Consider the following 25,226-nt stretch of genomic DNA (forward strand, 5'->3'; position numbering starts at 1 on the left):
TTTGCCAGGCCACCATGGTCACCCATGGACGGGCAGACGCAATGACCCCCAAGTAGCCGGTGATCCCTTTCGACACGCCCCGGGCGCTTCCCCGTGGGCGACAGGACCTGAGGACGCGTCAGGAAAAACCCGACGGGAGCTGAGGACGCGTCAGGAAAAACCCGACGGGAGGTGAGGACGCGTCAGGGGAAACCCGTCAGGAGGTGAGGGAGGGTTTAGGGCTACGCCACGGGGCTGGAGCGGGCGATGTCGGCGGCGTTGGTGGCGGCACTCATCAGCAGGGCCGCACCCAGCATGTGCGCGCCGACAAGGAGCGCCGGAATGCCGTTGTAGTACTGCGTGAAGCCGATGATGGCCTGGAGCACGGTGACACCGAGGAGCAGCAGCACGGCCGTCCGGAAAGTCCCCGCAATCCCGCGGCGGAACACGAAATACACGGCGAGCAGCGTGCCGGCGGTGACCAGGTACGCGGGCACGGCATGGATGTGCGAGAAAAGGTCCCAGTCGAGGTTGTTGCGGGGCGCGTTGGCGTCGCCCGCGTGCGGTCCGGCGCCTGTTACCACGACGCCCAGCATCACGGCCACGGCGGAAAACAGGGCGACGGCGGTCATCACCGGCCGCAGAACGCCCGGCAGCGCGGCCAGGGGACGGGCCCGGAAACCGCCCGTCCTGCCGTACGCCCGGTTGACCAGCAGCGTGGCGAAAACCACCAGGGCCATGGACACCAGGAAGTGCAGGCCGACCACCCACGGGTTCAGCTGGGTCAGCACGGTGATGCCGCCGATGATGGCCTGCGCCGGGATGCTTGCCAGCAGGCCCAGCGCCAGCAGGAACAGGTCCTTGCGTTCCTTGCGCAGGTTCCACAGGTACACGAGCATCAACGCGGCGACGGCGGCAAGGGCAAACGTCAGGAGGCGGTTGCCGAACTCGATAAAGCCGTGAATGCCCATCTCCGGCGTGTTCACAAGTGAATTGCTGGTGCATCGGGGCCAGGTGGGGCAGCCCAGGCCCGAGGCGGTCAGCCGGACGGCGCCGCCGGTGACCACCAGGACCGTCTGCCCGATCAGGGACAGCACAGCAAGTCGGCGGATGGTCGAATCGACGGTGACGGGCAGCTTGGATGCCAGGCGGCCGACGAACTGGGGGAGGCGCGAAGCCGTGCTCACTTTTTTCTCAATTCCATTTGAACCAGCGGATGGCTGCTGCGCCGGCGAGAACCGTCCACATCAGCAGGACAAGGACGGCGTTGCCGTTCACGGCGCCGTGCAGGAACGCGTCCCGCAGCCCCTCACCAAGGGACCCGGACGGCAGGAGGTGCACGGTGTTCTGGGCGAGTTCCGGCAGCCGCTGCATGGGGATCACGATGCCGCCAAGGGCGCCCAGGAGGATCCACAGCAGGTTGGTGATGGCCAGCGTGGCCTCGGGCCGCACGGTGCCGGCCACCAGCAGGCCCAGTGCCGTGAACGCGGCTGCGCCCAGCACAAGCAGGCCCAGGCCGGGCAGCACGCCCAGAACATTGGGCCGCCAGCCCAGTGGGAAGGCGACGGCGGCGACGATGACCACCTGGATCACCAGGACAGCCAGTACCGCCAGGATCTTGCCGGCGATGAGGCCTGCCCGGCCCAGCGGCGTGGTGGACAGGAACCGCAGCACGCCGTACCGCCGGTCGAAGCCGGTTGCGATGCCCTGTCCGGTGAACGCAGTGGACATGGCGCACAGCGCGAGGATGCCCGGGACAGCAACGTTGACCCGGCTGTCCCCGATGCCGTCGAGCAGCGGAGTGACTGTCAGTCCAATCAGGGCAAGGAGCGGCAGGACAACGGCCAGGATGAGCTGCTCGCCGTTCCGGAGCATGGTCGCGGCCTCGTATTTGCCCTGCAGCAGGATCCGGCGGAGCAGGGGAGCGGGAGTGCTGCCCGCGGCTGTCGTCATCGGATTTCCCTTCCGGAAATGTCTAGGAATACGTCTTCGAGGCTCCGTGCCTCCATGTTCAGGGACCCTGGCATGACGCCGTGCTGCGCCCACCAGGCGGTCAGCGCTGCAAGATCCTCGGGGGTCAGCGCCCCGGTGGCCGTGTAGCTGCCGGAACGCGTCTCGCGGACCTCGACCTCGGCAGGCAGGACACCGGTGAAGTCCAGTCCCGGCACTGCCTCGAAGTGCAGCGTCCGGACATGATCCTTGTGGGGCGTCTCCGGCATGTTGTGCTGCAGCAGCTGGGCAACGGTGCCCTCGGCAACATTCCTGCCGGCGTCGATGATGTACACGTAATCGGCCAGCCGCTGCGCGTCATCCATCAGATGGGTGGTGAGGACGATACCCATGCCTGCGTCCCGGAGCTCGCCGATCAGGTCGAAGACCAGCTGACGGGACTGCGGGTCCAGTCCGGCGCTCGGCTCATCCAGGAACAGGACTTCCGGATTGCCGATCAGCGCGGCGGCGAGGGCCAGCCTCTGCTTCTGCCCGCCTGACAGCCGCCGGACATTGGTCCGGCTGAAGGTGTCAATGCCCAGCCGCTCCACCAGCTCATCAAGCGGCCGGGGATTGCGGTACATGCCGGCAATGTGCCGGAGCAGGGGAATGGGACGGGCCGACGGCGGGAGGCCGCCGTCCTGGAGCATGACGCCTACCCGGGCGCGCAGTTCCGCGCCGGCAGTGCCGGGATCGGCGCCGAGCAGTGTAATAGTCCCGCCCGTTCGCTTCTGCAGCCCCTGGGCGCATTCGATGGTGGTAGTCTTGCCGGCACCGTTGGCTCCGAGCAGCGCCGTGACCTCGCCGCGGCCGGCGACGAGTGAGACGTCGCTCACCACCCGGAGCATCTTGCCATCGAGCGTGGGGAGCGGACCGACGTCCTTGATGAGCCCGTCGATGGTCAGTACGGGGGATTTGGGGGATCGCACCCCAGTATTCTACGTGAAGTAGTACTGTCACGCTCGGGCCGGATGCCGGGCTCAGGTCAGCCTTGCCTTACTGGAAGGCCGCAATAAATTACGACATGATTGTGTTGTGTATTCCATGACCAAGACCACTTCCGCGCCATTGGCCGGACAGGGCGCGCCTGAAGGTGCGCTGCGCGGTGGAAAACGTGCTGCCCTGGCGTCCGTGCCGGCCGCAGCCGCCGACTCCGACGAGCGCACGCGCGACCGCGTCCTCAGCGCCGTTCTGGAACACGGGCCGGTCAGCGCCGCGGAACTGGGCGACCTGCTCGGGTTCACCCCGGCCGCCGTCCGCCGCCACCTTGACCACCTGTCCCGTGCGGGTGTGATCGAGGTCAAGCGCGTTGCGCGCGCAGGCGCCGGTGCCGGCCGCCCCGCCCGCCGCTACGTCCTCAGTTCCCAGGGCCAGTCCTCGCTGGGCGATGACTACCTGAACATCGCCACCCTGGCGCTCAAGCAGCTCGGCGCGGTGGCGGGGGACGAAGCCGTCCGCCAGTTCGCCGTCGAGCGGTTCGCCGAGATGGAACGCCGCTACGCACCCGAAGTGGAAGCGGCCGGAGCGGACATCACCGCCCGCGCGCAGGCCCTGTCCGCCGCACTGTCCCGCGACGGCTTCGTGGCCTCCACGGCCAGCATCGAAGCCAAGGCTCCGCTGCCTGCCGCGCTGTCCAGCGTCCAGCTGTGCCAGGGCCACTGCCCGATCCAGCAGCTGGCCACCCAGTTTCCCGTGTTCTGTGACGCGGAAACGCAAATGTTTTCGCGCCTTGTCGGTGTCGATGTCCGCAGGCTTTCCACTCTCGCCCGCGGGGGACACGTCTGCACTACCCACATACCCACAGGCCGTCCGGCCCTGACGGTGGCTCCGGCCACCGGCTACGCGCCGGACACCCTGGACGAAGTATCCAACCATCTGCAAGAAAGGCCGTGATGACGGACCAACTATCAGAGAAGAAGGTTGCCGAGCCTGGTGTTATCGCGGAGATTCTGGAAAAGAATCCCGAGCTGCACGGAATCGGCACCTATGAGTACGGCTGGGCCGACAAGAACGACGTCGGCGCTAACGCCCGCCGCGGCCTCAACGAGGACGTGGTCCGCGACATCTCGGCCAAGAAGAGTGAGCCGGAATGGATGCTGGACCTGCGCCTCAAGGGCCTGAAGTACTTCGACCGCAAGCCCATGCCCACCTGGGGCGCGGACCTCTCCGGCATCGACTTCGACAACATCAAGTACTTCGTGCGTTCCACCGAGAAGCAGGCCGCTTCCTGGGAGGACCTGCCCGAGGACATCCGCAACACGTACGAGAAGCTCGGCATCCCGGAAGCCGAGCGCAGCCGCCTGGTCTCCGGCGTGGCGGCCCAGTACGAGTCCGAAGTGGTTTACCACCAGATCCGCGAAGACCTTGAGGCCCAGGGCGTCATCTTCCTGGACACCGACACCGCGCTGCGCGAGCACCCGGAGATCTTCCAGGAATACTTCGGCACCATCATCCCGGTGGGCGACAACAAGTTCGCCTCGCTGAACACGGCTGTATGGTCCGGCGGTTCCTTCGTGTACGTGCCCAAGGGCGTGCACGTGGACATCCCGCTGCAGGCTTACTTCCGTATCAACACGGAAAACATGGGCCAGTTCGAGCGCACGCTGATCATCGCCGACGAGGACTCCTACGTCCACTACATCGAAGGCTGCACCGCGCCGATCTACACCTCGGACTCGCTGCACTCGGCCGTCGTCGAGATCGTGGTCAAGAAGGGCGCCCGCGTCCGGTACACCACCATCCAGAACTGGTCCAACAACGTGTACAACCTCGTGACCAAGCGCGCCATCTGCGAAGAGGGCGGCACCATGGAGTGGATCGATGGCAACATCGGCTCCAAGGTCACCATGAAGTACCCGGCCGTTTACCTCACGGGTGAGCACGCCAAGGGCGAGACCCTGTCCATCGCGTTCGCCGGTGAAGGCCAGCACCAGGACACCGGCTCCAAGATGGTGCACATCGCACCGAACACGAAGAGCTCCATCATCTCCAAGTCCGTGGCCCGTGGCGGCGGACGTGCGGCCTACCGCGGCCTGGTCCAGGTCCGCGAGGGTGCCAAGCACTCCGCGAACACGGTGCGCTGCGACGCGCTGCTGGTGGACACCATCAGCCGATCTGACACCTACCCCTACATCGACATCCGCGAGGATGACGTGCAGCTGGGGCACGAGGCCACCGTCTCGCGCGTTTCCGAAGAGCAGCTCTTCTACCTCATGTCCCGCGGCATGCGCGAAGACGAAGCCATGGCCATGATCGTGCGTGGCTTCATCGAGCCGATCGCCCGCGAGCTGCCGATGGAATACGCCCTCGAGCTGAACCGCCTCATTGAACTCCAGATGGAAGGATCCGTCGGTTAATGACTGCCGAAATTACTACTGAAAAGGCCCGCATCGGGGCTCCTTCCATCGCCGGGTTCACGGAGGAAGGCGAGGCTCTGGTCCCCGCGAAGGTGGACCACAGCCACAACCACGGCGTCACCGTCATGTCCTCGCGCGCCGAGCGGCTCACGAGCTTCGACGTGGCCGACTTCGCGCTGCCCACCGGCCGCGAGGAGGAATGGCGCTTCACCCCGGTCCGCGGGCTGGCCAACCTGTTCTCCGACACCGCGACCGACGGCGACGCAGCAGCGTTCACCGTCGAAGCCCCCGAAGGTTACGTCCGCGGCAGCCTGGCACAGGGAGCCGCCCCGCGCGGCACCGTCCTGACCCCGGCCGACCGGGCCGCCGTCGTCGCCTCCGCCAACACGGACGAGGCCCTGCACGTGGTCATCCCGGCCGACGCCGAGCCGGCTGAGCCGCTCCGCATCCTGGTCAACGGTGCGGGCGCAGGCCGCCGCTCCAACGCACACTTCGTGCTGGAAGCCGGCGCCAACTCGCGCAGCGTGGTCATCGTGGAGCACACCGGTGCCGCTGACCACAACGGAAACGTGGAAGTGATCGTCGGCGACGGCGCGCAGCTCACCGTGATCTCCGTGCAGCTCTGGGAAGACGATGCCCGCCACCTTGGCCAGCACGACGCCCAGGTGGGCAAGGACGCCGTCTACAAGCACATCGCGGTTTCGCTCGGTGGTTCCGTGGTGCGCCTGAACTCCAACGTCCGCTTCTCAGGCGAGGGCGCCGAGGCCGAGCTCCTGGGCCTCTACTTCGCCGACGCCGGACAGCACCTCGAGCACCGTTCCTTCGTTGACCACAACGTGGCCAACTGCAAGTCCAACGTGCTGTACAAGGGCGCCCTGCAGGGTAAGAACGCGCACACTGTCTGGGTGGGCGACGTGCTGATCCAGAAGCAGGCCCTGGGCACGGACTCGTACGAGAAGAACCAGAACCTGGTGCTCACCGACGGCTGCCGCGCGGACTCCGTGCCTAACCTCGAAATCGAGACGGGCCTGATCGAGGGTGCCGGCCACGCCAGCTCCACCGGACGCTTCGACGACGAGCACCTGTTCTACCTGATGGCCCGCGGCATTCCCGAAGACGTCGCCCGGCGGCTCGTGGTGCGCGGCTTCCTCAACGAGATCATCCAGCAGATCAAGGTTCCGGCCCTCGAAGAGCGGCTGACCGAGGAAGTCGAGCGCGAGCTCGCCGCCAACGAGAACTGACCGTACGGAAACAGGCCCGGCCCAGCCAGCCGGAACTACAGCACAGGACAACGGATGACAGAACAGCCAAAGGGCGAACTCGTCTGCAAGGCGAACGAGATCCAGCTCAAGCAGGCCCTGCGGATCCTGATCGACGACTACCCGGTCGCGATCGTCAAGGACTCCATGGGAGAAATCCACGCTATCGGTGACACCTGCTCGCACGCCGACATCTCGCTCTCCGAGGGGGAGGTGGAGGGCTGCGCCATCGAATGCTGGGGCCACGGCTCCCAGTTCGACCTGCGCACCGGTGAACCCCTGCAGTTGCCGGCCTACGATCCCGTTCCGGTGTTCGCGGTGGAGATCCACGGAGATGACGTCTACGTGGACTTCACCAATGTCCTGAACGGCGCCGAAACGCCGAACTTCACCTGATCCGGCAACTTCGGCCGGAGAAACCGGCCGGGCCTGTCCCAGAACTTAACAACTTCCAGACCAAAGACCGCACCGCCGCCTGAACGGCACGGTGCAGAGGAGAACAAGACACATGTCTACTCTTGAGATCAAGGACCTGCACGTCAGCATCGACACCGAGCAGGGCACCAAGGAGATCCTGAAGGGCGTCAGCCTGACCATCCGCACCGGTGAGACCCACGCCATCATGGGCCCCAACGGCTCCGGCAAGTCCACCCTGGCGTCCACCATCGCCGGCCACCCGCGCTACAACGTCACCGGCGGTTCCATCACGCTGGACGGCGAAGACGTGCTGGCCATGAGCGTTGACGAGCGCGCCCGCGCCGGCGTTTTCCTGGCCATGCAGTACCCGGTTGAGGTTCCGGGTGTCACCATGACCAACTTCCTGCGGACCGCCAAGACCGCCATCGACGGCGAAGCACCGGCACTGCGCACCTGGACCAAGGACGTCAAGGCTGCCATGCAGCAGCTGCGCATCGACGCCGACTTTGCCCAGCGCAACGTCAACGAAGGCTTCTCCGGCGGTGAGAAGAAGCGCGTGGAGATCCTGCAGCTGGAACTCTTCAAGCCGAAGTTCGCCGTGCTGGACGAGACCGACTCCGGCCTGGACGTTGACGCCCTCAAGGTGGTCTCCGAAGGCGTCAACCGTGCACACGCCACGGGCAACATGGGCACGCTGCTCATCACGCACTACACTCGGATCCTGCGCTACATCAAGCCTGACTTCGTCCACGTCTTCGTGAACGGCCAGGTTGTGGAAGAGGGCGGCCCGGAACTCGCCGACCGCCTGGAAGAAGAAGGCTACGACCGCTACGTCGGGGCCGCCGGCACCGCCACGGCTGCCGCAGCGGTCCAGGCCTAGTTAGGACTGACTGACCATGACCGAAATCGACGCAGCCCGCACCGGGCTGGAGGATGTCGAAGAGGCGCTCAAGGACGTCATCGACCCCGAGCTCGGGGTCAACATCGTGGACCTTGGCCTGCTGTACGGCCTTAAGTACTCGGAGGACGACGGCGCCCTGCTGATCGATATGACCCTCACCACGGCCGCCTGTCCGCTGACCGACGTGCTCGAGGAGCAGGTGGGCAAGGCGCTTGACGGCGTCGTGGACGAGTGGCGCCTGAACTGGGTATGGATGCCGCCATGGGGTCCGGAGCGGATCACCGACGACGGCAAGGACCAGATGCGGGCCCTCGGCTTCAACATCTAGATCCAAAAGTACGACGACGGCCGGTCACCTTCACAGCGAAGGTGACCGGCCGTCGTCGTCCCCACCGGCCCAGGTTACAGCGTGGCGGCGCTGAACGTGTCGCACTGGTTGATGTCGCCAGTCCTGTAGCCCTGGTAGAACCACTTCTGCCGCTGCGCGCTGGAGCCATGCGTCCAGCCCTCGGGCGAGACACGTCCGGTGGCGGCTTTCTGGATCCGGTCGTCGCCGACGGCCGACGCGGCCGAAAGCGCATCGTTCAGGTCCTTCTGCTTGAGCGGCTCAAGGAAGGGCTGCCCTGTCTTCGGATCCTTCTGTGTGGTGGCGTAGCGGGTCCAGAGGCCCGCGTAGCAGTCGGCCTGCAGCTCCACGCGGACGGCACCGGACTCAGCGCCCTGCGGATCCTGCTGCGCCTTGTCCAGGTCGCCGAGCAGGTTCTGCACGTGGTGGCCGAACTCATGGGCCACCACATACTCCTGTGCCAGCGGGCCGCCCGATGAACCGAAGCGTGTCACGAGCTCCTGGAAGAAGCCGGGGTCAAAGTAGGCCGTGGTGTCTGCCGGGCAGTAGAACGGGCCCACCTCGGACGAGGCCGTACCGCAGCCGGTACGGGTGGCGCCCTCGAACAGCACAGCCTTCGGCCGCGGATACTTCACCTTGTAGTCAGCGAGGTAGGCCGGCCAGAACGCGTTGAGGCTGTTCACCGTGCCGGCAATCCGGCAGTCGAGGTCCTTGTCCGCGTCGGAACCGAGCTTGCACTGGGTAAGTGGTGTTCCCGTGCTTTGGGCCGGCTGCTCCTGCCCGGTGCCCAGGAGGCCGCCAAGCAGCTGCGGGTTGATGCCGAACAGGGCTGCGAGGAGCAGGACCACGCCGCCGCCGATGCCTCCGCCGATCTTGGTGCCGCGGCCCATTCCGCCGCCGCGCCGGTCTTCCACCTGGGATGGGTCCAGTTCGACCCCGTCGTTGAAGCTCATGTTGTCACAATAGTCGCCGCCGCGGGGCAGTGGCGGGTTCAGGCCGGTAAAGTTGATCCGATGCCTTTTCTCAACAACCTCCAGCGCTGGGCCGATGAACGCCCCGATGACACCGCCGTCGTCGTGGCCGGAAAACGGCTCAGCTGGGCGGAACTGCGCGACGCCGCGCACGCCGCGGCCAGCCGCAGCACGGCGCCCGTCACGGTCCTCGCCCAGCCCAACTCCACCCGGTTCGCCGTTGACTTCGCCGCGGCTGTGGCCGGTGACCGTGAGTGTGCGGTCCTGGACCCCACCTGGCCCGAAGCGCTGCAGAACGAGATCGTCCAGCGGCTGGGCAGCGGTGTCCACCCGGTGTCTGGAAGCACCGGTGTTGACCTGGCGGACGGGGACCCCGAAGCTTCGTTCCTCATCGGCCTGACCTCGGGGACCACCTCGGTGCCCAAAGCGTTCACCCGCTCGCGCCGTTCCTGGCAGCTGTCCTTCGATGCGTCCATGGAGTTCTTCAGGCTCGCTCAGGACGACAGGACCCTCGCCCCCGGCCCGCTGGCCGCGAGCCTCAACCTGTACGCCCTCGCCGAGTGCCTTTACGCCGGCTCCGAGTTCCACACGCTGGAATCGTTCGACGTCGGTGACGTCCACGCCGCCATCGCCCACGACGGCATCACCCGGCTGGTGCTGGTGCCCACCATGCTGCGGCTGCTGAGCGAACGCGGGCTGCTGGGCTGCGTGGACGCCTCCAGCGTCCGGACCATCATCTGTGCCGGCTCAAAGTTGGACGCCCGCACGCTGGAGGCGGCCCGCCGCTGGGCCCCGCATTCCACCATCTACGAGTACTACGGCGCGTCGGAGCTGAGTTTCGTCTCCGGCGCCGGCCTGGCTGCGGGCGAGCCGTTCGCTGCCGGCAGCACCGCGATCGGCCGGCCGTTCCCGGGCGTCGAGGTAAGGATCCTGGACGATACCGGCGCCGAGCTTCCCGACGGGAGCGCAGGGAACATCAGCGTCCAAAGCGGCATGGTCAGCAACGGCTACCTCTGGGGCGACGACGGCCAGGCGCTGCGCTGCTTCGACGGCTGGTTCACCGTGGGGGACCAGGGCTACCTGTCCGGCGGCGTGCTCCACATCCTCGGCCGGCGCGCCGACATGATCATCACGGCCGGAAAGAATGTCTACCCGCATGAGGTGGAGCTGGCGCTGTCATCCGTCCCCGGAGTCGCCTCGGCGATCGCGGCGGGCATGGATGACGACCTCCGCGGCCAGCGCGTGGTGGCCGGCATTATTCCTTCGCACGGCGGAGTCACTGCCACCCAGCTGAAGACAGGCCTGGAAGACGTGCTGGCCAAGGACAAGCGGCCGCTGCAGTACTACGCGCTCGAGGAGCTTCCGGTGACGGACCGCGGCAAGGTCAGCCGCCGCCTGCTGCTGGACTGGATCGCGGCCCGGGACAGCCGGGTCCGGCACCTTGTCTAACGCGGCACCCTCTGGCTCGGTGCACGGGCTGCCGGAGGACCGGCAGCCCGTGATCATCGCCGCGCTGCGCACGCCCGTCTGCCGCGCGAACGGCGCGCTGAAGCACCTGCGCTCCCACGAGCTCCTGGCCCCGGTCCTCACGGCGTTGCTCGCCGAAACTGGCGTGGAGGCTGCCGAGGTGGCGGACGTCGTCATCGGCAACGCGGTGGGTGCGGGCGGCAATGTCGCGCGACTCGCGGCCCTTGAAGCGGGCCTCCCCGTCACGGTCCCCGGCCTCACCGTCGACCGGCAGTGCGGCTCCGGGCTCGATGCCATCGTCCTCGCGTCGCGGCTCGTGGCTGCCGGCGGGGGCACTTATCTTGCGGGCGGGGTGGAGAGCATCAGTACCGCACCGCTGCGCGCGCACCGGAACGCCGACGGCGAACCCGCCTTTTTCAGCCGCGCCCAGTTTGCACCCCATCGCCATGGTGATCCGGACATGGGCGTCGCCGCCGAAAACGTGGCCCGCGAGTACGGCATCAGCAGGGCACGCCAGGACGAGTTTGCCCTCCGCAGCCACCGCAGGGCGGTGGCCGCGCAGGCCAGCGGGACGTTTGCCCGGGAATCGGTTGCGCTGCCCGCCGCACCGGGTGCGGATGAAATGTCAGTAACCGCCGACGACGGGCCCCGCCCCAAACTCAGCGAGGCCCTGATGGCACGGTTCCCGGCGGCGTTCGTGGAGTCCGGCACTGTCACCGCCGGGAACTCGTGCTTCGACGCGGACGGTGCAGCCGCCGTCGTCATCACGTCCCTGGCCAGGGCACGGGAACTGGGCGCCGGAGATGGCCTGGCCGTGATTGGCACGGAGACCGCGGGGGTGGAGCCGCGGCTCCTGGGCATCGGCGCAGCGGCGGCCGCCTCTAAGCTGCTGGCTGCACAGTCGGTGGCTGCCGCGGCCTTGGACCTGGTGGAGTTCAATGAGGCGTTCGCCTCGCAGACCCTTGCGTGCCTGGACCACCTGGGGATTGACGCTCTCCGCGCCAACGCCGACGGCGGCGCCCTGGCTTTGGGCCATGCCTACGGGGCGTCCGGTGCCGTGCTGGTCACGCGGCTGCTGGCACAGGCCCGGCGGGAACAGGCGGACCCTGCCCAGGAAAAGCTGGCCCTCGCCATGATCAGCATCGCCGGCGGCATGGGCACGGCTGCACTGTTCCGCCACATCCGGCTGTAAACCTGGCCGCCGGAGCCGGACGGAACTAGCCGGCCTCGATGACGTCCTTGAGGTTCCGCAGCTGGGCAACCTCGGACTCCATGGTTCTCGTCACCAGGGAGTCGAAAACCCGCATGAGGACCGGCAGCTTGAGGTCGAGGCTGAAGCGGACCCGTGTGCCGTCAGCCTGTTCGGCCAGCGCGTATGTACCCGACGGCCGCGCCGGGCCAGCCACAACCTGAAAACCCAGAAGCCTGCCGGGCTCGGCATCGGTGATCCTGTAGTCGCCCTGAATGGGCCGCCCTTTCGGCCCGGTGAGCGTCTGGCTGTAGACGGCGCCCGATTCACCGGAGGCGCCTTCCTTGAGGGAAATGCTTTGCACGCCGGAGCGCCATTTTGGATTGTTGAGCCCGTCGGCCAGGAATGCGTACACCTCGGACGCGGGGCTGTGAATGGTGACTTCGTTTTCAGCGTGGGCCATGTGGTTCCTCTCGGGAATTGTCAGCGTCATGGGCCATGGATTCGACGGCGCCCATCCGGCGGGCCGCCGGCAGGCTCCAGCCTACGTGTCACTTTTCCTGGATCGGCGGATTCAGCCCTTGGTGGTTTTCATGGTGAACCGCGAACGGACCTCTTGGATGCCGGGGATGGTCAAACCTGTCACATAGGAAGGTCTCGTAGGCCGGAAGATCCGCGACCTTGATACGGACGAAGTAGGGGATCCGAACAGGCGATGCGGCTCGGTGACCTCCTCGAAGGCCGACATCGTGTTCTCGAAGCGGTCCACGTAGCATTTCCTGCATGACGGGCGAGACTGCAGGCTGGGTCAGGGTGTCAGGCGCGAAGATCTACTGGGAGACTGCGGGGAACCCGGCGGGGACGCCGGTGCTGTACCTGCACGGCGGTCCGGGCGCCGGCTTGGGGCAGGGATACCGGACCCGTCATGATGCTTCAAAGTTCTGGACCATCGGTCTTCACCAGCGCGGCTGCGGGAAGAGCGTGCCAACTGTCCAGGACGATCTGGGCTCCCTGCCGGCAAACACCACCCAGGCCCTGATCGAGGACATCGAGGCCGTCCGCCGGACTCTCGGGATCGACAAGTGGATCGTCACAGGGGCGTCGTGGGGAAGCACGCTGGCGCTGGCCTATGCCCTTCAGCATAGGGGCCGGGTCCATGGGGTCGCGCTGATGGCCGTCACCACGACGAGCCGTGACGAGGTCCAGTGGATCACCGAGGGCGTGGGCCGGATCTTTCCTGAAGCGTGGGCGGAGTTCTCAAGCCAAGCCAAACTCCGGCCGGGGGAGCGGGTGGTGGATGCGTACGCCCGTCGGCTCGCCGGCCCTGACCGGGAGGACGCCGAGGCTGCCGCGCTTGGGTGGGACCGGTGGGAATCAACGCACATCTCGCTGGATCCGCTGTGGCAGCCGGGCCCAATGTTCGACGACGACCGCAAGCGGATGACCTTCGCCATTCTGGTCACCCACTACTGGTCCCATGACGCCTTCCTCCCGGACGGGCAGGCCATCATGGAACGAGTCCACGAACTGAATGGAATTCCCGGCTATCTCATCCATGGACGGAAAGACGTGAGCGGGCCCGTGATCACGCCTTGGACCCTTCATCAGCGCTGGGAAGGCAGCCGGCTCACCGTCGTCGAGAACGACGGGCACGGCGGCCCTGAATCCTTGGCCGCACTGGTGGACGCCGTCGAAGACATCGCGGCTGGGCTGCCCCGGGCGGACGGGCAGGAGGCATAACAGAAGTGCGCAGGGTGATTTAGGCTTACTCCACAGCACGCATCCGCGTCGCGGGCTGGATGAAGAGAGGCAGAGCCAATGCAGCCGGACCTTGGCCAACGCGCCGCGAACGAGCACGCCGACGTCGCCCGGTCCCTGCTCGCCGCCGCCGAGCAAGCACTCTCGGGCGCCGATGTCGACGCCGAACTCCAGATCAGGTTGGCCCAGGCCCACGCCACGCTTGCCCTCGCGCTCGAAACGCGGGCAGCGGCCTATGACACCCGGACTGCCGCGTACGTTGCCTATCTGGCGATGCTGAAATCGGAGGCACGGTCGGACAAGAACCAGCACGCTGCCGTGGTTGCGAAGCTTGTGCGGGACCGTCTCGGTTTCGACGCCGAGTAGGCGGCCGGTCAGGAGCCTGACGGCCCGTCAGCTCCACCTCTCCCAGTAATCGTCGGCGGCCTGCAGGAACCGGCGCCGGCGGATTTGTTCTCCCAACAGGGGATAGCTGTCGGCCCGTCCCAGCGGGCCTGAGGCATCAGATAGGGGTGTGTAGCAGATCGCTGCCAGCACGGCCAGGGCGGGCAGGGAACCAAGGTTGACGGTGGCAAGCGCCAGGCCATACTTCCGCCCCGGCGCCTGCCGCCGCCGCGTCCGGAGACGGAAGCCGCCGAGATAGGTGCCGAGTGTGGTGCCGCGGGAGTAGAGCGCCCAATTCATGGCCCAGAACACCACTACAAGAGCGATGGCAGCCGGGACCTGATGTCCTGGTACAAGAAAGTACATGGCCGCTGCTGGCCCCCACACGAGAACGGAATCGGCAAGGAGAGCGAAAAGCAGCGAAGGCCAATCGACTGGCAAGGCCTGCGGATCGTCCATCCGCTGATTCTTGCATGGGGAGCCGGCAGCCTCCCGAGCCGCGCCGGTTATTACTCGTCGATGCCCGTGCTGAGGCTCACCTCGCGCCACTGGTCCAGTTCCGCGCGCTGGGCGTCTGCGACGGCGGCAAACGCACCGTAGGCGTCCTGGCCAAGGACCAGCAGCGACGGCGGGTGGGGGCTTTCGACGACGGCGATGATCGCCTCCGCTGCCTTGACCGGGTCGCCAGGCTGGGTGCCGTGGACGGTGTCGTGCTCCTTGCGGCGCTTGCCGGCCGTCTCCGCGTAGTCCGGAATCGCCGTCGCCGATTGCGTGAGCGAACGGCCGGCGAAGTCGGTGCGGAACGCGCCGGGTTCGATGGTGGTGACACTGATGCCGAGCGGCTGGAGTTCCTTGTGCAGCGAACCCGACAGTCCCTCCAGGGCCGCCTTGGTGGCGGAGTAGTAGCCGGAACCGGCGGGTGAGATGCGCGCGCCAATGGACGAGATGTTCAGGATCGCCCCTGCCCGCTTCGCGCGCATGTCCGGCAGGACTGCTTTGATCATGTCGACGGCGCCGAAAAGGTTCGTGTCGAACAGCTGGCGGATGTCGGCGTCGTCCGCTTCTTCCACAGCGGCACGGTAGCCGTAGCCGGCGTTATTAACCAGGACGTCGACGCCGCCGAACCGGTCCTGGACCTGCTGCACCGCCGAGATGATCTGCTCCTTGTCGGTGACATCGAGGGGGAGTGCCAGTGCCGTGTCGGGGAAGCCGGCCACGATGTCCTTCACCGCGTTGACGTTCCGTGCGGTGACCACGGCGTTGTGGCCGTGGGCGAGTACCGCCTGGGCGAGGGCCCGGCCAAGTCCGGTGGAGCAGCCTGTGATGATCCATGTGGTCATTGGATTTCCTTCTGTTCGCTATTCGGTCCAGGACGAAGTCGGGTGTACCCAGAAAACCGCACACCCGGCGGGCATGGGAGTGGCTGTTAATACAGGTAACGGCAGTACCCCCGGCACGCAACCCGGGCGCGGCAGGTTTCACAACGGTTGAGGAAGAACAGGAGCAGCATATGACGGCGGCGATGCTGACGTTAGCGGGTGATGAATCAGTGCCGGTGGGTTGACGCTGCACTGCGCAGCATCCGCTCGCCGACCTCGGCAAGCGCACGGCGCACGTCCTCACCCTCAAGGAGTTCGAACTCGATGCCCGATATGCCGATGTAAAGCGCGAACTCCTCGGGCGTCCTGGACCCGGCGGTGAGGATGCTGGTGCCGTCGCCGTTGTCGGCCACTTCGGCAATCGTGGCGCCGAAGTGGCGGGAGACGACGTCGGCCGACGCGTGCATGAGTATCCGCGCCCGGTACGGGTGTGGTGATGTGGTGATGCTCCGGGTGGTGAACCGGCGGAGAGCCTCATCCGGGATGTCACGGCGGGGAAACTCGTCGCGGAGGGTTGTGGGCCGCCGCATCCGGTCGACCCGCAGTGTCCGCCAGGCCCCGCGTTCGGCGTCCCAGGCCACGAGATACCAGCGCTCGGCCGTGTGCACGATGCGGTGGGGCTCGATGGTGCGGCGTCCCTCCACGCCGTCGTGGCGGGTGTAGTCGGTCTGGAGCCTGCGGCGCGCGGCGATTGCGGCCGCGACCGTTGTCACTACGTCCAGGTCAATGTCACCGTGCGGGGACGCCAGCGGCAACATCGCCTGCTCCACCTCGGCGATCTGCCGCCGCGCCGCCGGAGACAGCGACTGCTCAAGCTTCGCGAGGGCGCGTGCCGAGGCATCCTCAATTCCGGTCAGTACGCTGGTCGCAGCCGCGCGCAGTCCGACTGCGATGGCCACCGCCTCGTCCGCCGACAGCATCAGAGGAGGAGCCGCTGCGCCCGCACCGAGCCGGTAGCCCCCGTGCCGCCCGCGTGTGGCATCGATGCCGTAGCCGAGTTCGCGGAGGTCATCGATGTCCCGCCGCAGCGTGCGGTCGCCCACCTCGAGCCGCTCGCGCAACGCGGATCCGCTCCATTCCCTGCGCATCTGCAGCAGCGCGAGGAGGGCGAGTGTTCGCCCGGTGGTGCGCGTCATGCCATCATCCTTTTCCCGTATTAGGACACATTCTGTCCTGATACACCCGGAACATGAAGACATGACTGCAAACCAGATCGACGCCCGCGTCCACCCCTTCCGCATCGAGATCCCCGATTCCGCACTGGAGGATCTCCGCTCGCGTCTCAGCAACGCGCGCCTCCCGCATCCGCTCCCCGGCACTGGCTGGGACACCGGCATCCCCGTGTCCGTGCTGGACCACGTCATTGCCCGCTGGGCTGCACATGACTGGCGCGCCACGGAGGAGCGGCTCAACGCGTTGCCGCAGGTCATCACGAACATCGACGGACAGAACATCCATGGCGTCCACGTGCGCTCCGGTGAAAAGGACGCGATGCCGCTGCTGCTGATGCACGGCTGGCCGGGATCGTTCCTCGAGTTCGAAGGGCTCATCGGCCCGCTCACCGACCCTGCCGCGCACGGCGGCGTGGCCTCCGACGCGTTCGACGTTGTCATCGTCTCGCATCCCGGATTCGGCTTCTCCACGCCGCTGGTGGGCGCGGAATGGAAGCGGGCGGACATCGCAGCCGTCTTCCTCGAGCTCATGGGCCGGCTCGGATACGAGCGGTTTGCAGTGCAGGGCGGCGACGTCGGCGCCGGCGTCGCACCGGAGATCGCGCGGCTGGCTCCGCAGCGCGTCATCGGTGTTCACGTCAACGGCTCGCTCGGGACATTCGTCGGCGGGATCGATGACGAGACAGCGGCGGGGCTCACCCCGCTGGAACAGGACCGCCTTCGCCGCGTCGGAGAATTCATGCAGAAGGACTTCGGCTACATCGCAATCCAGTCCACCCGCCCCGGCCTCATCGGCGCGATGATGGCGGACAGTCCAGTGGGGCTGTTCGCGTGGATCCTCGACAAGCTGCAGGCCTGGACCCACCCGGCCGAAATGCCCGCAATGGAGATCATCGGCGAACGCTTCATCATCGAGAACGCATCCCTCTACTGGTTCACCGAAACCGGCGGCTCATCGGCATACGTCGGCTACGCCCAGGATGCGGCCTGGAATGCGCAGCCGCAGAGCTCGGGCGTGCCCACCGCTGTGATCGTGTTCGCGCATGACGTGGGTCTGCGCTTCGCGGAGGAGAAAGCGAACAACATCGTGCGCTGGACCGACGTCGAAGACCGTGGCGGACACTTCGCCGCTCTCGAGGAACCAGAAATGCTGCTGGGCGATGTGCGGGCGTTTTACCGTTTACTGCGCGACTGATCTCCCTGAGACAGATCAGGCTGGGCAGGACCGTCAGGACGCGCCCAGCGCGGTGAGGACGATGAGCACGCAGTTCAGGCCAACAATGAGCGTGGCGCTGGTCCAGCCTGCGATCTTCAGCGGCGTCGAGTCGGTGTGGATTCCCATGACTTCGCGCTTGCCGGTGAGCCGGATCAGCGGAATCAGTGCGAACGGGATGCCGAAGCTCAGGAGCACCTGGCTGAGGACCAGGGCCAGCGTCGGTTCGATGCCTGCGCCCAGGATAATCAGCGCCGGAATCAGGGTGATCACACGGCGGGTCAGCAGCGGCACGCGGACCTTGAGCAGGCCGCCCATGATGGTGGCGCCGGCGTAGCAGCCGACTGAAGTGGACGCCAGGCCCGAGGCGAGCAGGCCGATCGCGAACACGACGCCGATCACCGGGCCGAGTGCGGACGTCACGGCCGCATGTGCTCCGGCAATGGTGTCCGTCCCTTCCACACCGCGCAGGCTGGAGGCTGCCAGCAGGAGCATGGCGATGTTAACGACGCCGGCCAGCAGCAGGGCACCGACGACGTCGAACCGGGTGGCCCGGATCAGGCGGGTCCTGATGGCAGGGTTCTCGGAGAAGCCGTGCCGGTCGCGGGCGAGGGCGGAGTGCAGGTAGATGGCGTGCGGCATCACGGTGGCGCCGAGCATGCTCGCGGCGAGCAGGATGGTGTCCGTTCCTTCAAAGCGCGGCACCAGGCCGGTCAGCGCATTGCCGGCGTCCGGCGGATTGACGAACAGGCCGGACACAAACCCGACGGCGATCACGCCGAGCAGGGTCAGGATGGCCACTTCGAACGACTTCTGGCTCCGGTTCGACTGCAGCGAGAGCAGCAGCATGGACGCGAGGCCGATGATGATCCCGCCGGCCAGCAGCGGAAGCCCAAACAGCAGGTTCAGTGCGACGGCACCGCCGATCACCTCGGCCATGTCGGTGGCTCCGGCCACGATCTCGGCCTGTGCCCAGTACGCCCGACGGCGGCGGGTTCCCAGTCGCTTGCCCAGAATTTCCGGGAGGCTCATGCCGGTGGCCAGGCCCAGCTTTGCCGACTGGTACTGGACCAGAACGGCCATGGCATTGGCTGCCACGAGCACCCAGACCAGCAGGTAGCCGTAGTTCGCTCCCGCCGTCAGGTTCGCTGCAACATTGCCCGGGTCGACGTAGGCGATGGCCGCCACGAAGGCCGGACCCAGCAGCAACAGGCGCGACCAGACCCGTGCGGGCGCGGTGCGTTCTGAAAGGGTCGAAACAGCCATCATCCATCCTCGTCATTGGGGGTACCGATAAGACGAGGATAGCTGAGATTTAGGTATACCGAAAAGTAGGGGTTAGGTGCGCAGACGGATGCTGGGTCTGATCAGTGGGCATCCCTTCCTTTGACGTGGACAGGAGAGTGCCCCGCACACCCTGATCAGGGATGATGCGGGGCCTTCCTAGCGGCAGTTGCACGTTCTGCGTGGCAACTGGGGACAAGATAATCCGGCCATCCTTCGGACAGGCTTGTTAATGACTGGGAATTCCCTGAGAGTCACACGCCCCCGCTTCACCGCGGTCAGCCGCACACCGCGGGCCAGCCTGTCCGGCCGGGGGAGCCTAGGCAGTGCCACTTGCAGAAAAGCCCCGGCCGGACCGGCCGCCTGACGGGGTCCACCCCCTGATCGGGGGGAGGTTCTCGGCGCCAGGAGGGCAAAAAGCCCTTGGCAGCACCGGGAACAGCCCCTACCGCCGGTCCAATCGGCGTCGTTATTGGCAAAAACGGCCCAAGGTTTCCGCAAGGCACCCTCCGCACTCTTGCACCGTCCAATGCAACGTTCAATCAGGGCGTTCAATCAAGAAAATAGGCAGGTGCGTCATGAAAGTGTTCCACCCAATCAGTGCCATTGGAGGTGATCGGACGGCCTCACGTGGAGCGCCGCGGCACCCGAAGCACGCCAAGGGAAGCCGGCGGCGCCTGTTCGCCGCCCCTAACCGCGTCGTCGCAGCCGGCGTGGCCATGTCCCTGGTGGCTGCCATTGGCCACTCAGCCACCATCGCGGCCCAGGCGGTGACCGCCCCGGTGGGCCAGGGCTTCACCGTCACGGCGTCCGACCTGGCTTTCATCCTCAAGCAAATCAAGATCGCGGAAGCCCACGTGGCCAACACGACGTCGGCCACCGGCCCCTGCGGTGCCCTCATCGGTACGGGCCCCAACCAGATCCCCGACGCACTGACCTCGTACGGTCTCCGCACGGTCGACGGATCCTGCAACAACCTCCTGGCCGGGCGCGAAACCTACGGCGCCGCTGATCAGAGGTTCCCGCGCTACACCACTCCGGTCTTCAACGATGCAGACCCAGTGCCCGCCGGTTTCGGTCCCGCCGGCCCCACCTCTTACAAGCAAAAGAGCGGGAACGTTTTCGACAGCAAGCCACGTGACATCAGCAACCTGATCGTGGACCAGACCTCCACCAACCCTGCAGCCGTGGCTGCCGCCGGTTTCCCGGTGCGCACCCAGGGCAACGTGGGCGTCCACCCCTGCACCACCGACCCGGATCCGCTGGCCACCCCGCCGGTGGACGGTGTTCCGGCCGGATGCGTGCCGTCACACAACACGCTATTCATTCCCAACGTCACCACCGACGTCGGCCTTTCGCCGCCCTACAACTCAATGTTCACGCTGTTCGGGCAGTTCTTCGACCACGGCGTGGACCAGACCGTCAAGAGCGGCGGCAACGTGTTCGTGCCGCTCCGGGACGATGACCCGCTGGTCGCCGGACCGGACCACATCTTCGGCAACGCCGACGACCTGCCCGCCAACCAGCGCTTCATGGTGCTGACCCGGGCCCAGAACCAGCCCGGCCCCGACGGCATCATGGGCACGGCTGACGATGAACAGAATGCGACCAACACGGACTCCCCGTACGTGGACCAGTCCCAGACCTACACCTCACACCCGTCCCACCAGGTCTTCCTGCGTGAGTACGTCAACGACCCCGACGGCAAACCGGTCTCCACCGGCAAGCTGCTCGGCGGCGTGGCAGGCACCAACGCTGAGAAGGGCATGGCCGACTGGGCCAACGTCAAGGAGCAGGCCAAGACCCTGCTGGGCATCCAGCTGCTGGACAAGGACGTCCTGAACGTGCCGCAGCTCGCCGTCGACCCCTACGGCAAGTTCATTCCCGGCCCGGCCCGCGGACTTCCGCAGTTCGTGACCGACACCGGACTCGTTGAGGCCGACCGCGCCGACAACGGCGGCCTGGGCACCCTGGTGCCGGCGAACGTCAAGTACTTTGACACGCCGTTCCTGACGGACATCGCCCACAACGCCGACCCGTCCCCGCAGGACACCGACCACAACCCGGCAACCCCGCCGGTTGCGCCGACCCCCGACGCCGACACCGTCGCCTCGGCTGACTTCGCCAGCCAGCCTCCGGGCACCTACGACGATGAAATGCTGAACGCGCACTTCATCGCCGGTGACGGCCGCGTCAACGAGAACATCGGCCTCACCACCATCCACCAGATTTTCCACTCCGAGCATGACCGGCTCGTGGACGACTTCAAGAACACGCTGACCAACGACACCTCGGTCACTGGCGTGGCCGCGCTGGCTGAATGGAAGCTGGCTGCCGGTGCCGGCGGTTGGAACGGCGAACGCCTCTTCCAGGCCGCCCGGTTCGTCACCGAGATGGAATACCAGCACCTGGTGTTCGAGGAGTTCGCCCGCAAGGTCCAGCCGGCGATCCAGCCGTTCCACGTCTACCACACGGACGTCAACGGCGCGATCCACGCCGAGTTCGCGCACGCTGTGTACCGGTTCGGCCACTCGATGCTGACCGAAACGATCGCCCGCACTAACCCGGACGGAACGGACAACTCGATTCCGCTGCTGCATGGCTTCCTGAATCCGCCGGCGTTCACCGACGACGGCCACGGTAACCAGCTGACTTCAGAGCAGGCCGCGGGCGCCGTCGTCATGGGCATGAGCGACCAGACGGGCAACGAGCTCGATGAGTTCGTCACGGACACGCTCCGCAACAACCTGCTGGGCCTGCCTCTGGACCTCGCGACGATCAACATGACCCGTGCCCGTGAAGCCGGCGTCCCGCCGCTGAACGAGGTGCGCCGCCAGCTTCACGACTCCACCGGCGACGGGCAGCTTACCCCCTACACCAGCTGGGCTGACTACGGGCAGAACATCAAGCACCCCGAGTCGCTGATCAACTTCGTGGCCGCCTACGGCACCTACCCGACGATCGTGAACGCCACCACGCTTGCGGATAAGCGGGCAGCAGCCAAGGCGATTGTGGACCCGGGTATCGGTGCCACGCCTCCCACGGCGGACATGATCGACTTCATGAACAGCTCCGGCGCCTGGGCCAACCAGGAGACGGGCCTGAACAAGGTTGACCTGTGGGTCGGCGGCCTTGCTGAGAAGACCAACCTCTTCGGCGGACTCCTCGGCAGCACGTTCAACTACGTGTTCGAGAACCAGCTGACGGACCTGCAGAACGGTGACCGGCTCTACTACCTGGCCCGCACGCCCGGCATGAACCTGCGCACCCAGCTCGAGGGCAACAGCTTCTCCGAGATGATCATGCGCAACACCGACGGCGTGAACACGCTGAAGGCTGACGTGTTTGCGACCGCGGACTGCAAGTTCCAGCTCGGCAACCTCGCCGGCACGCCGGCAGGCTTCACCGCGTCGGGCCCGACGGTCGCAGATGACCCCACGACCACCGACTGCAACGAGAATGCCCTGCTCCTGCGCAAGCCTGACGGCACCATCCAGTACCAGGAGAAGAACACCGTCGATCCCTCCGGCATCAACGGCCAGTCCGTCTACAACGGCACTGACGGAGTGGACCGGGTCACCGGCGGCAACGACAACGACACGTTCTGGGGCAACGCCGGGAACGACGTCATTGAAGGTAACGGCGGCGACGACGTGGCGCTCGGCGGCGACGGCAATGACCGGATCACTGACCTGTCCGGAGCCGACGTGCTCAAGGGCGGACCCGGCAACGACTACACCAATGCCGGCATCGGCGACGACATCATGATGGGCGGCGACGGCCAGGACTTCATGGACGGCGGCGCCAACGACAATGAGACGTTTGCCGGCCCCGGCAACGACTTCATCCGGGCCGGTGACGGTGCGGACGCGGTGTTCGGCGACGGCGGGGACGACTGGATCCAGGGCGGCTCCGGCCAGGACCTGCTCCAGGGCGACCACGGCGCTCCGTTCTTCGACGACCCGGCGCAGACCAAGCCGGGCAACGACATCATGGTCGGCCAGGTCGGTGAAAACGACTACGACGCGGAAGGCGGCGACGACATCATGGCTGCCAACGCGGCGATCGACCGGTTCGCCGGTGCGGCCGGGTTCGACTGGGCCATCCACCAGTACGACACGGTGGGCGCCAACGATGACATGAAGATCAACCAGAACCTGGGCGGCCTGCCGCTGCAGATTGTGGTCAACCGCGACCGCTGGCAGGAAACGGAAGCCAACTCCGGTTCCGCGTTCGACGACGTGATCAAGGGTGACGACCGGGCGCCCAGCACCGTGGGCGGCGCCGGCTTCAGCGGCTGCGACGTCCTCGACCAGGCAGGCATCGACAGGATCGCCGGCCTGGGGGCCATCCTCCCGGCACCCTCCACCCCGCTGGAACCCATCGCGGCAGCTTCGGCAATGGGAGCCTGCCCGCTCACCGGGCCGGTCTGGGGCGACGGCAACATCCTGCTCGGCGGCCTCGGCAGCGACAGGCTGGAAGGCCGCGGCGCAGACGACGTCCTCGACGGCGACCGGTATGTCCAGGTCCGGATCAGCGTCCGTACCAACCCGGCCGATCCCGCCACCGAAATCGGCAGCACCGACCTCATGGAGCACACCTACCAGGCGGGCAACCCGCACACCCTGGAGGCCGACGTCGCCGCTGGCGTCATCGACCCCGGCAACCTGGTGGCAGTCCGTGAAGTCATCACGCCGACGGCGGAGCAGACCGCTGGCAATGTTGACGTCGCAGTGTTCTCCGGCCCCGAGGCCAACTACACCGTCACCACCACCGGCGGCGACGGCACCCTCGGCTCACCCGGTTCGACGACGACGGTGACCGACAACGTCGGTGCCGACGGAACCGACACGCTGCGGAACATCGAGCAACTCGCCTTCGCTGACACGGTGGTCACCAACGCGCCGGTCATCGGCGTCGCAACCGCCGGCAACGCCCGGGCCACGGTTACCTGGACCGCACCGACCGTCGGCGTCGCCAGCAGCTTCAATGTGAAGACGCTCGACGTGACGACGAACCCGGCCGGAGTCCAGGTGGGCGGACTGCTCACGGCACCGGGTACGGACACCAGCCTTGTGGTGACCGGCCTGACCAACGGCAACAAGTATGTGTTCCAGGTGTCGGCAACGAACGCCCAGGGCACCAGCCCGTTCTCGGTGGCGTCCAACGTGGTGATTCCGGCGGCGACCGTCGAAGTCCCACCGCCACCTGCAGCCACCGCACCCGGTGCTCCCACCGGTGTGACTGCAGCGGCGGGCAACGCGGCGGCAACGCTGGCCTGGACCCTTCCGGCCTCCGACGGCGGCGCGCAGATCACCGGCTACGAAATCCGGACGTTCGTCGGCACGGCAACCACCCCGGCAAGGACCCTGACGGTCGGAACCGGCACGGGCGCCGTCGTGGACGGCCTGATCAACGCCACCGGGTACACCTTCGATGTGGCGGCGATCAACTCGGCCGGCACCGGCGCAAGGTCGGCCCGGACGGCAGTCACCACGCCGCGGACGGAGTTCGTCGCACCGACGATCACCGCACGCACCCCGGCAGCCGGAGCAAAGTCGGTCAGCCAGAGCAACAACCTGACTGTCACCTTCAGTGAGCCGGTGGCCAACGTCAGCACCGGAACGGTGGTCCTGCGGCTCGGAACCAGCGTGGTCCCGGCAACGGTCAGCTACAACAACGCCACCCGGACAGCAACGCTGAACCCGAACGCGAACCTGGTGGCGGACCGGAACTACAGCGTGGCGGTCTCCTCCGTCCGTGACACGGCAGGAAACGCGATCGCGTCCACCTCGTGGCAGTTCACCACCGGACCGGCTCCCACCCTGGTCTCGGTCAGCCCGGCCATCTCGGCACGGGGCGTGTCCCGGACGGCGAACGTGACGGCCCGCTTCAGCGAAGCGATCACCGGCGCCAGCACGGGAACGGTGGTGCTGCGGCTCGGCACGACGGTCATTCCGGCAGCGGTGAGCTACAACAACGCCACCCGGACAGTGACGCTGAACCCGTCGGTCACACTGGCGGCGAACCGGACCTACACGATGTCGATCTCGTCGGTACGTGACCTGGCCGGCAACCCGTTCGTCCCGCGGAGCTGGACCTTCACCACCGGAACGCGGTGATCTGGCCTAGCCACTGATCCGCAATAACCAAGGATGCGGG

Annotated in this window: 21 protein-coding genes; 12 read left to right on the plus strand and 9 right to left on the minus strand. The window is 66.7% G+C overall.

Features of this window, described 5'->3' with window-relative positions; genetic code table 11:
* Positions 1-221: 221 nt before the first annotated feature.
* Genes ACFRAH_RS01495 through ACFRAH_RS01505 form a run of 3 tightly spaced genes read right to left on the minus strand, consistent with a single transcriptional unit; the run spans position 222 to position 2,897 of the window.
* The gene (locus ACFRAH_RS01495; RefSeq protein ID WP_377989140.1) at positions 222-1,166 is read right to left on the minus strand and encodes a heme A synthase; all 945 of its coding nucleotides are present in this window, start codon (positions 1,164-1,166) and stop codon (positions 222-224) included.
* A gap of 7 nt (positions 1,167-1,173) precedes the next feature.
* Positions 1,174-1,932, minus strand: a complete 759-nt coding sequence (locus tag ACFRAH_RS01500; protein WP_377989141.1) for an ABC transporter permease — start codon at positions 1,930-1,932, stop codon at positions 1,174-1,176.
* Positions 1,929-2,897, minus strand: coding sequence for an ABC transporter ATP-binding protein (locus ACFRAH_RS01505; RefSeq protein WP_377989142.1), 969 nt, complete (start codon positions 2,895-2,897; stop codon positions 1,929-1,931). The genes ACFRAH_RS01500 and ACFRAH_RS01505 overlap by 4 nt, the downstream gene beginning before the upstream one ends.
* Before the next feature lie 106 nt (positions 2,898-3,003).
* On the opposite strand from ACFRAH_RS01505, the gene ACFRAH_RS01510 reads away from it, so the two are divergent.
* The 6 genes from ACFRAH_RS01510 (at position 3,004) to ACFRAH_RS01535 (ending at position 8,229) form a co-directional block, all read left to right on the plus strand.
* Positions 3,004-3,861 (plus strand): helix-turn-helix transcriptional regulator, encoded by an 858-nt coding sequence (locus ACFRAH_RS01510; protein WP_377989143.1) that lies wholly within the window; start codon positions 3,004-3,006, stop codon positions 3,859-3,861.
* Positions 3,861-5,324: a Fe-S cluster assembly protein SufB gene (sufB, locus tag ACFRAH_RS01515; RefSeq protein WP_377950961.1), complete on the plus strand. Its 1,464-nt coding sequence runs from the start codon at positions 3,861-3,863 to the stop codon at positions 5,322-5,324. The genes ACFRAH_RS01510 and sufB overlap by 1 nt, the downstream gene beginning before the upstream one ends.
* A complete protein-coding gene (gene sufD / locus ACFRAH_RS01520; RefSeq protein ID WP_377989144.1) occupies positions 5,324-6,565 on the plus strand; it encodes a Fe-S cluster assembly protein SufD in 1,242 nt (413 codons plus the stop codon). The genes sufB and sufD overlap by 1 nt, the downstream gene beginning before the upstream one ends.
* A gap of 54 nt (positions 6,566-6,619) precedes the next feature.
* The gene (locus ACFRAH_RS01525; protein ID WP_377966733.1) at positions 6,620-6,979 is read left to right on the plus strand and encodes a non-heme iron oxygenase ferredoxin subunit; all 360 of its coding nucleotides are present in this window, start codon (positions 6,620-6,622) and stop codon (positions 6,977-6,979) included.
* A gap of 112 nt (positions 6,980-7,091) precedes the next feature.
* Positions 7,092-7,880, plus strand: a complete 789-nt coding sequence (gene sufC, locus ACFRAH_RS01530; RefSeq protein ID WP_377989145.1) for a Fe-S cluster assembly ATPase SufC — start codon at positions 7,092-7,094, stop codon at positions 7,878-7,880.
* Positions 7,881-7,896: 16 nt separating this feature from the next.
* Positions 7,897-8,229 (plus strand): metal-sulfur cluster assembly factor, encoded by a 333-nt coding sequence (locus ACFRAH_RS01535; RefSeq protein WP_003798940.1) that lies wholly within the window; start codon positions 7,897-7,899, stop codon positions 8,227-8,229.
* A 74-nt stretch (positions 8,230-8,303) separates the two neighbouring features.
* Here the strand turns inward: ACFRAH_RS01535 and ACFRAH_RS01540 are convergent, their stop codons facing one another.
* Entirely contained in the window at positions 8,304-9,200 is an 897-nt protein-coding gene (locus tag ACFRAH_RS01540; protein WP_377989146.1) for a neutral zinc metallopeptidase, read from the minus strand.
* Positions 9,201-9,260: 60 nt separating this feature from the next.
* On the opposite strand from ACFRAH_RS01540, the gene ACFRAH_RS01545 reads away from it, so the two are divergent.
* Together ACFRAH_RS01545 and ACFRAH_RS01550 are read left to right on the plus strand one after the other, a co-directional pair.
* Positions 9,261-10,667 (plus strand): class I adenylate-forming enzyme family protein, encoded by a 1,407-nt coding sequence (locus ACFRAH_RS01545; RefSeq protein ID WP_377989147.1) that lies wholly within the window; start codon positions 9,261-9,263, stop codon positions 10,665-10,667.
* Positions 10,660-11,877 carry a thiolase family protein gene (locus ACFRAH_RS01550; protein WP_377989148.1) on the plus strand — a complete coding sequence of 406 codons (1,218 nt, stop codon included), beginning with the start codon at positions 10,660-10,662 and terminating at the stop codon, positions 11,875-11,877. Before ACFRAH_RS01545 ends, ACFRAH_RS01550 begins: the two co-directional genes overlap by 8 nt.
* A 25-nt stretch (positions 11,878-11,902) precedes the next feature.
* Here ACFRAH_RS01550 and ACFRAH_RS01555 read toward each other — a convergent pair whose 3' ends face one another.
* The gene (locus ACFRAH_RS01555) at positions 11,903-12,337 is read right to left on the minus strand and encodes an SRPBCC family protein (RefSeq protein ID WP_377989149.1); all 435 of its coding nucleotides are present in this window, start codon (positions 12,335-12,337) and stop codon (positions 11,903-11,905) included.
* A gap of 320 nt (positions 12,338-12,657) precedes the next feature.
* Here ACFRAH_RS01555 and ACFRAH_RS01560 point away from each other — a divergent pair, with 320 nt between their 5' ends.
* Both ACFRAH_RS01560 and ACFRAH_RS01565 read left to right on the plus strand, forming a co-directional pair.
* Positions 12,658-13,614, plus strand: a complete 957-nt coding sequence (locus ACFRAH_RS01560) for an alpha/beta fold hydrolase (RefSeq protein WP_377989150.1) — start codon at positions 12,658-12,660, stop codon at positions 13,612-13,614.
* Positions 13,615-13,692: 78 nt separating this feature from the next.
* Complete coding sequence (locus tag ACFRAH_RS01565; RefSeq protein ID WP_377989151.1) at positions 13,693-13,998, plus strand: hypothetical protein; 306 nt, start codon at positions 13,693-13,695, stop codon at positions 13,996-13,998.
* A 27-nt stretch (positions 13,999-14,025) separates the two neighbouring features.
* Here the strand turns inward: ACFRAH_RS01565 and ACFRAH_RS01570 are convergent, their stop codons facing one another.
* From ACFRAH_RS01570 to ACFRAH_RS01580, 3 genes are all read right to left on the minus strand, one after another.
* Positions 14,026-14,475 (minus strand): hypothetical protein, encoded by a 450-nt coding sequence (locus ACFRAH_RS01570; protein WP_377989152.1) that lies wholly within the window; start codon positions 14,473-14,475, stop codon positions 14,026-14,028.
* 50 nt (positions 14,476-14,525) lie between these two features.
* Positions 14,526-15,356, minus strand: coding sequence for an oxidoreductase (locus ACFRAH_RS01575; RefSeq protein WP_377989153.1), 831 nt, complete (start codon positions 15,354-15,356; stop codon positions 14,526-14,528).
* 206 nt (positions 15,357-15,562) lie between these two features.
* Complete coding sequence (locus ACFRAH_RS01580) at positions 15,563-16,531, minus strand: helix-turn-helix transcriptional regulator (RefSeq protein ID WP_377989154.1); 969 nt, start codon at positions 16,529-16,531, stop codon at positions 15,563-15,565.
* Between the two features lie 61 nt (positions 16,532-16,592).
* Here ACFRAH_RS01580 and ACFRAH_RS01585 point away from each other — a divergent pair, with 61 nt between their 5' ends.
* On the plus strand, positions 16,593-17,762 hold the full coding sequence (locus ACFRAH_RS01585; protein WP_377989155.1) for an epoxide hydrolase family protein: 1,170 nt from the start codon (positions 16,593-16,595) through the stop codon (positions 17,760-17,762).
* A 33-nt stretch (positions 17,763-17,795) separates the two neighbouring features.
* On the opposite strand, the gene ACFRAH_RS01590 is transcribed toward ACFRAH_RS01585, so the two are convergent.
* Complete coding sequence (locus ACFRAH_RS01590) at positions 17,796-19,046, minus strand: Nramp family divalent metal transporter (protein WP_377989203.1); 1,251 nt, start codon at positions 19,044-19,046, stop codon at positions 17,796-17,798.
* A gap of 596 nt (positions 19,047-19,642) precedes the next feature.
* Here ACFRAH_RS01590 and ACFRAH_RS01595 point away from each other — a divergent pair.
* Positions 19,643-25,186: a peroxidase family protein gene (locus ACFRAH_RS01595; RefSeq protein WP_377989156.1), complete on the plus strand. Its 5,544-nt coding sequence runs from the start codon at positions 19,643-19,645 to the stop codon at positions 25,184-25,186.
* Positions 25,187-25,226: the final 40 nt, after the last annotated feature.

It is taken from the genome of Arthrobacter sp. NPDC056727, from assembly GCF_042790555.1.
Classification (GTDB): domain Bacteria; phylum Actinomycetota; class Actinomycetes; order Actinomycetales; family Micrococcaceae; genus Arthrobacter.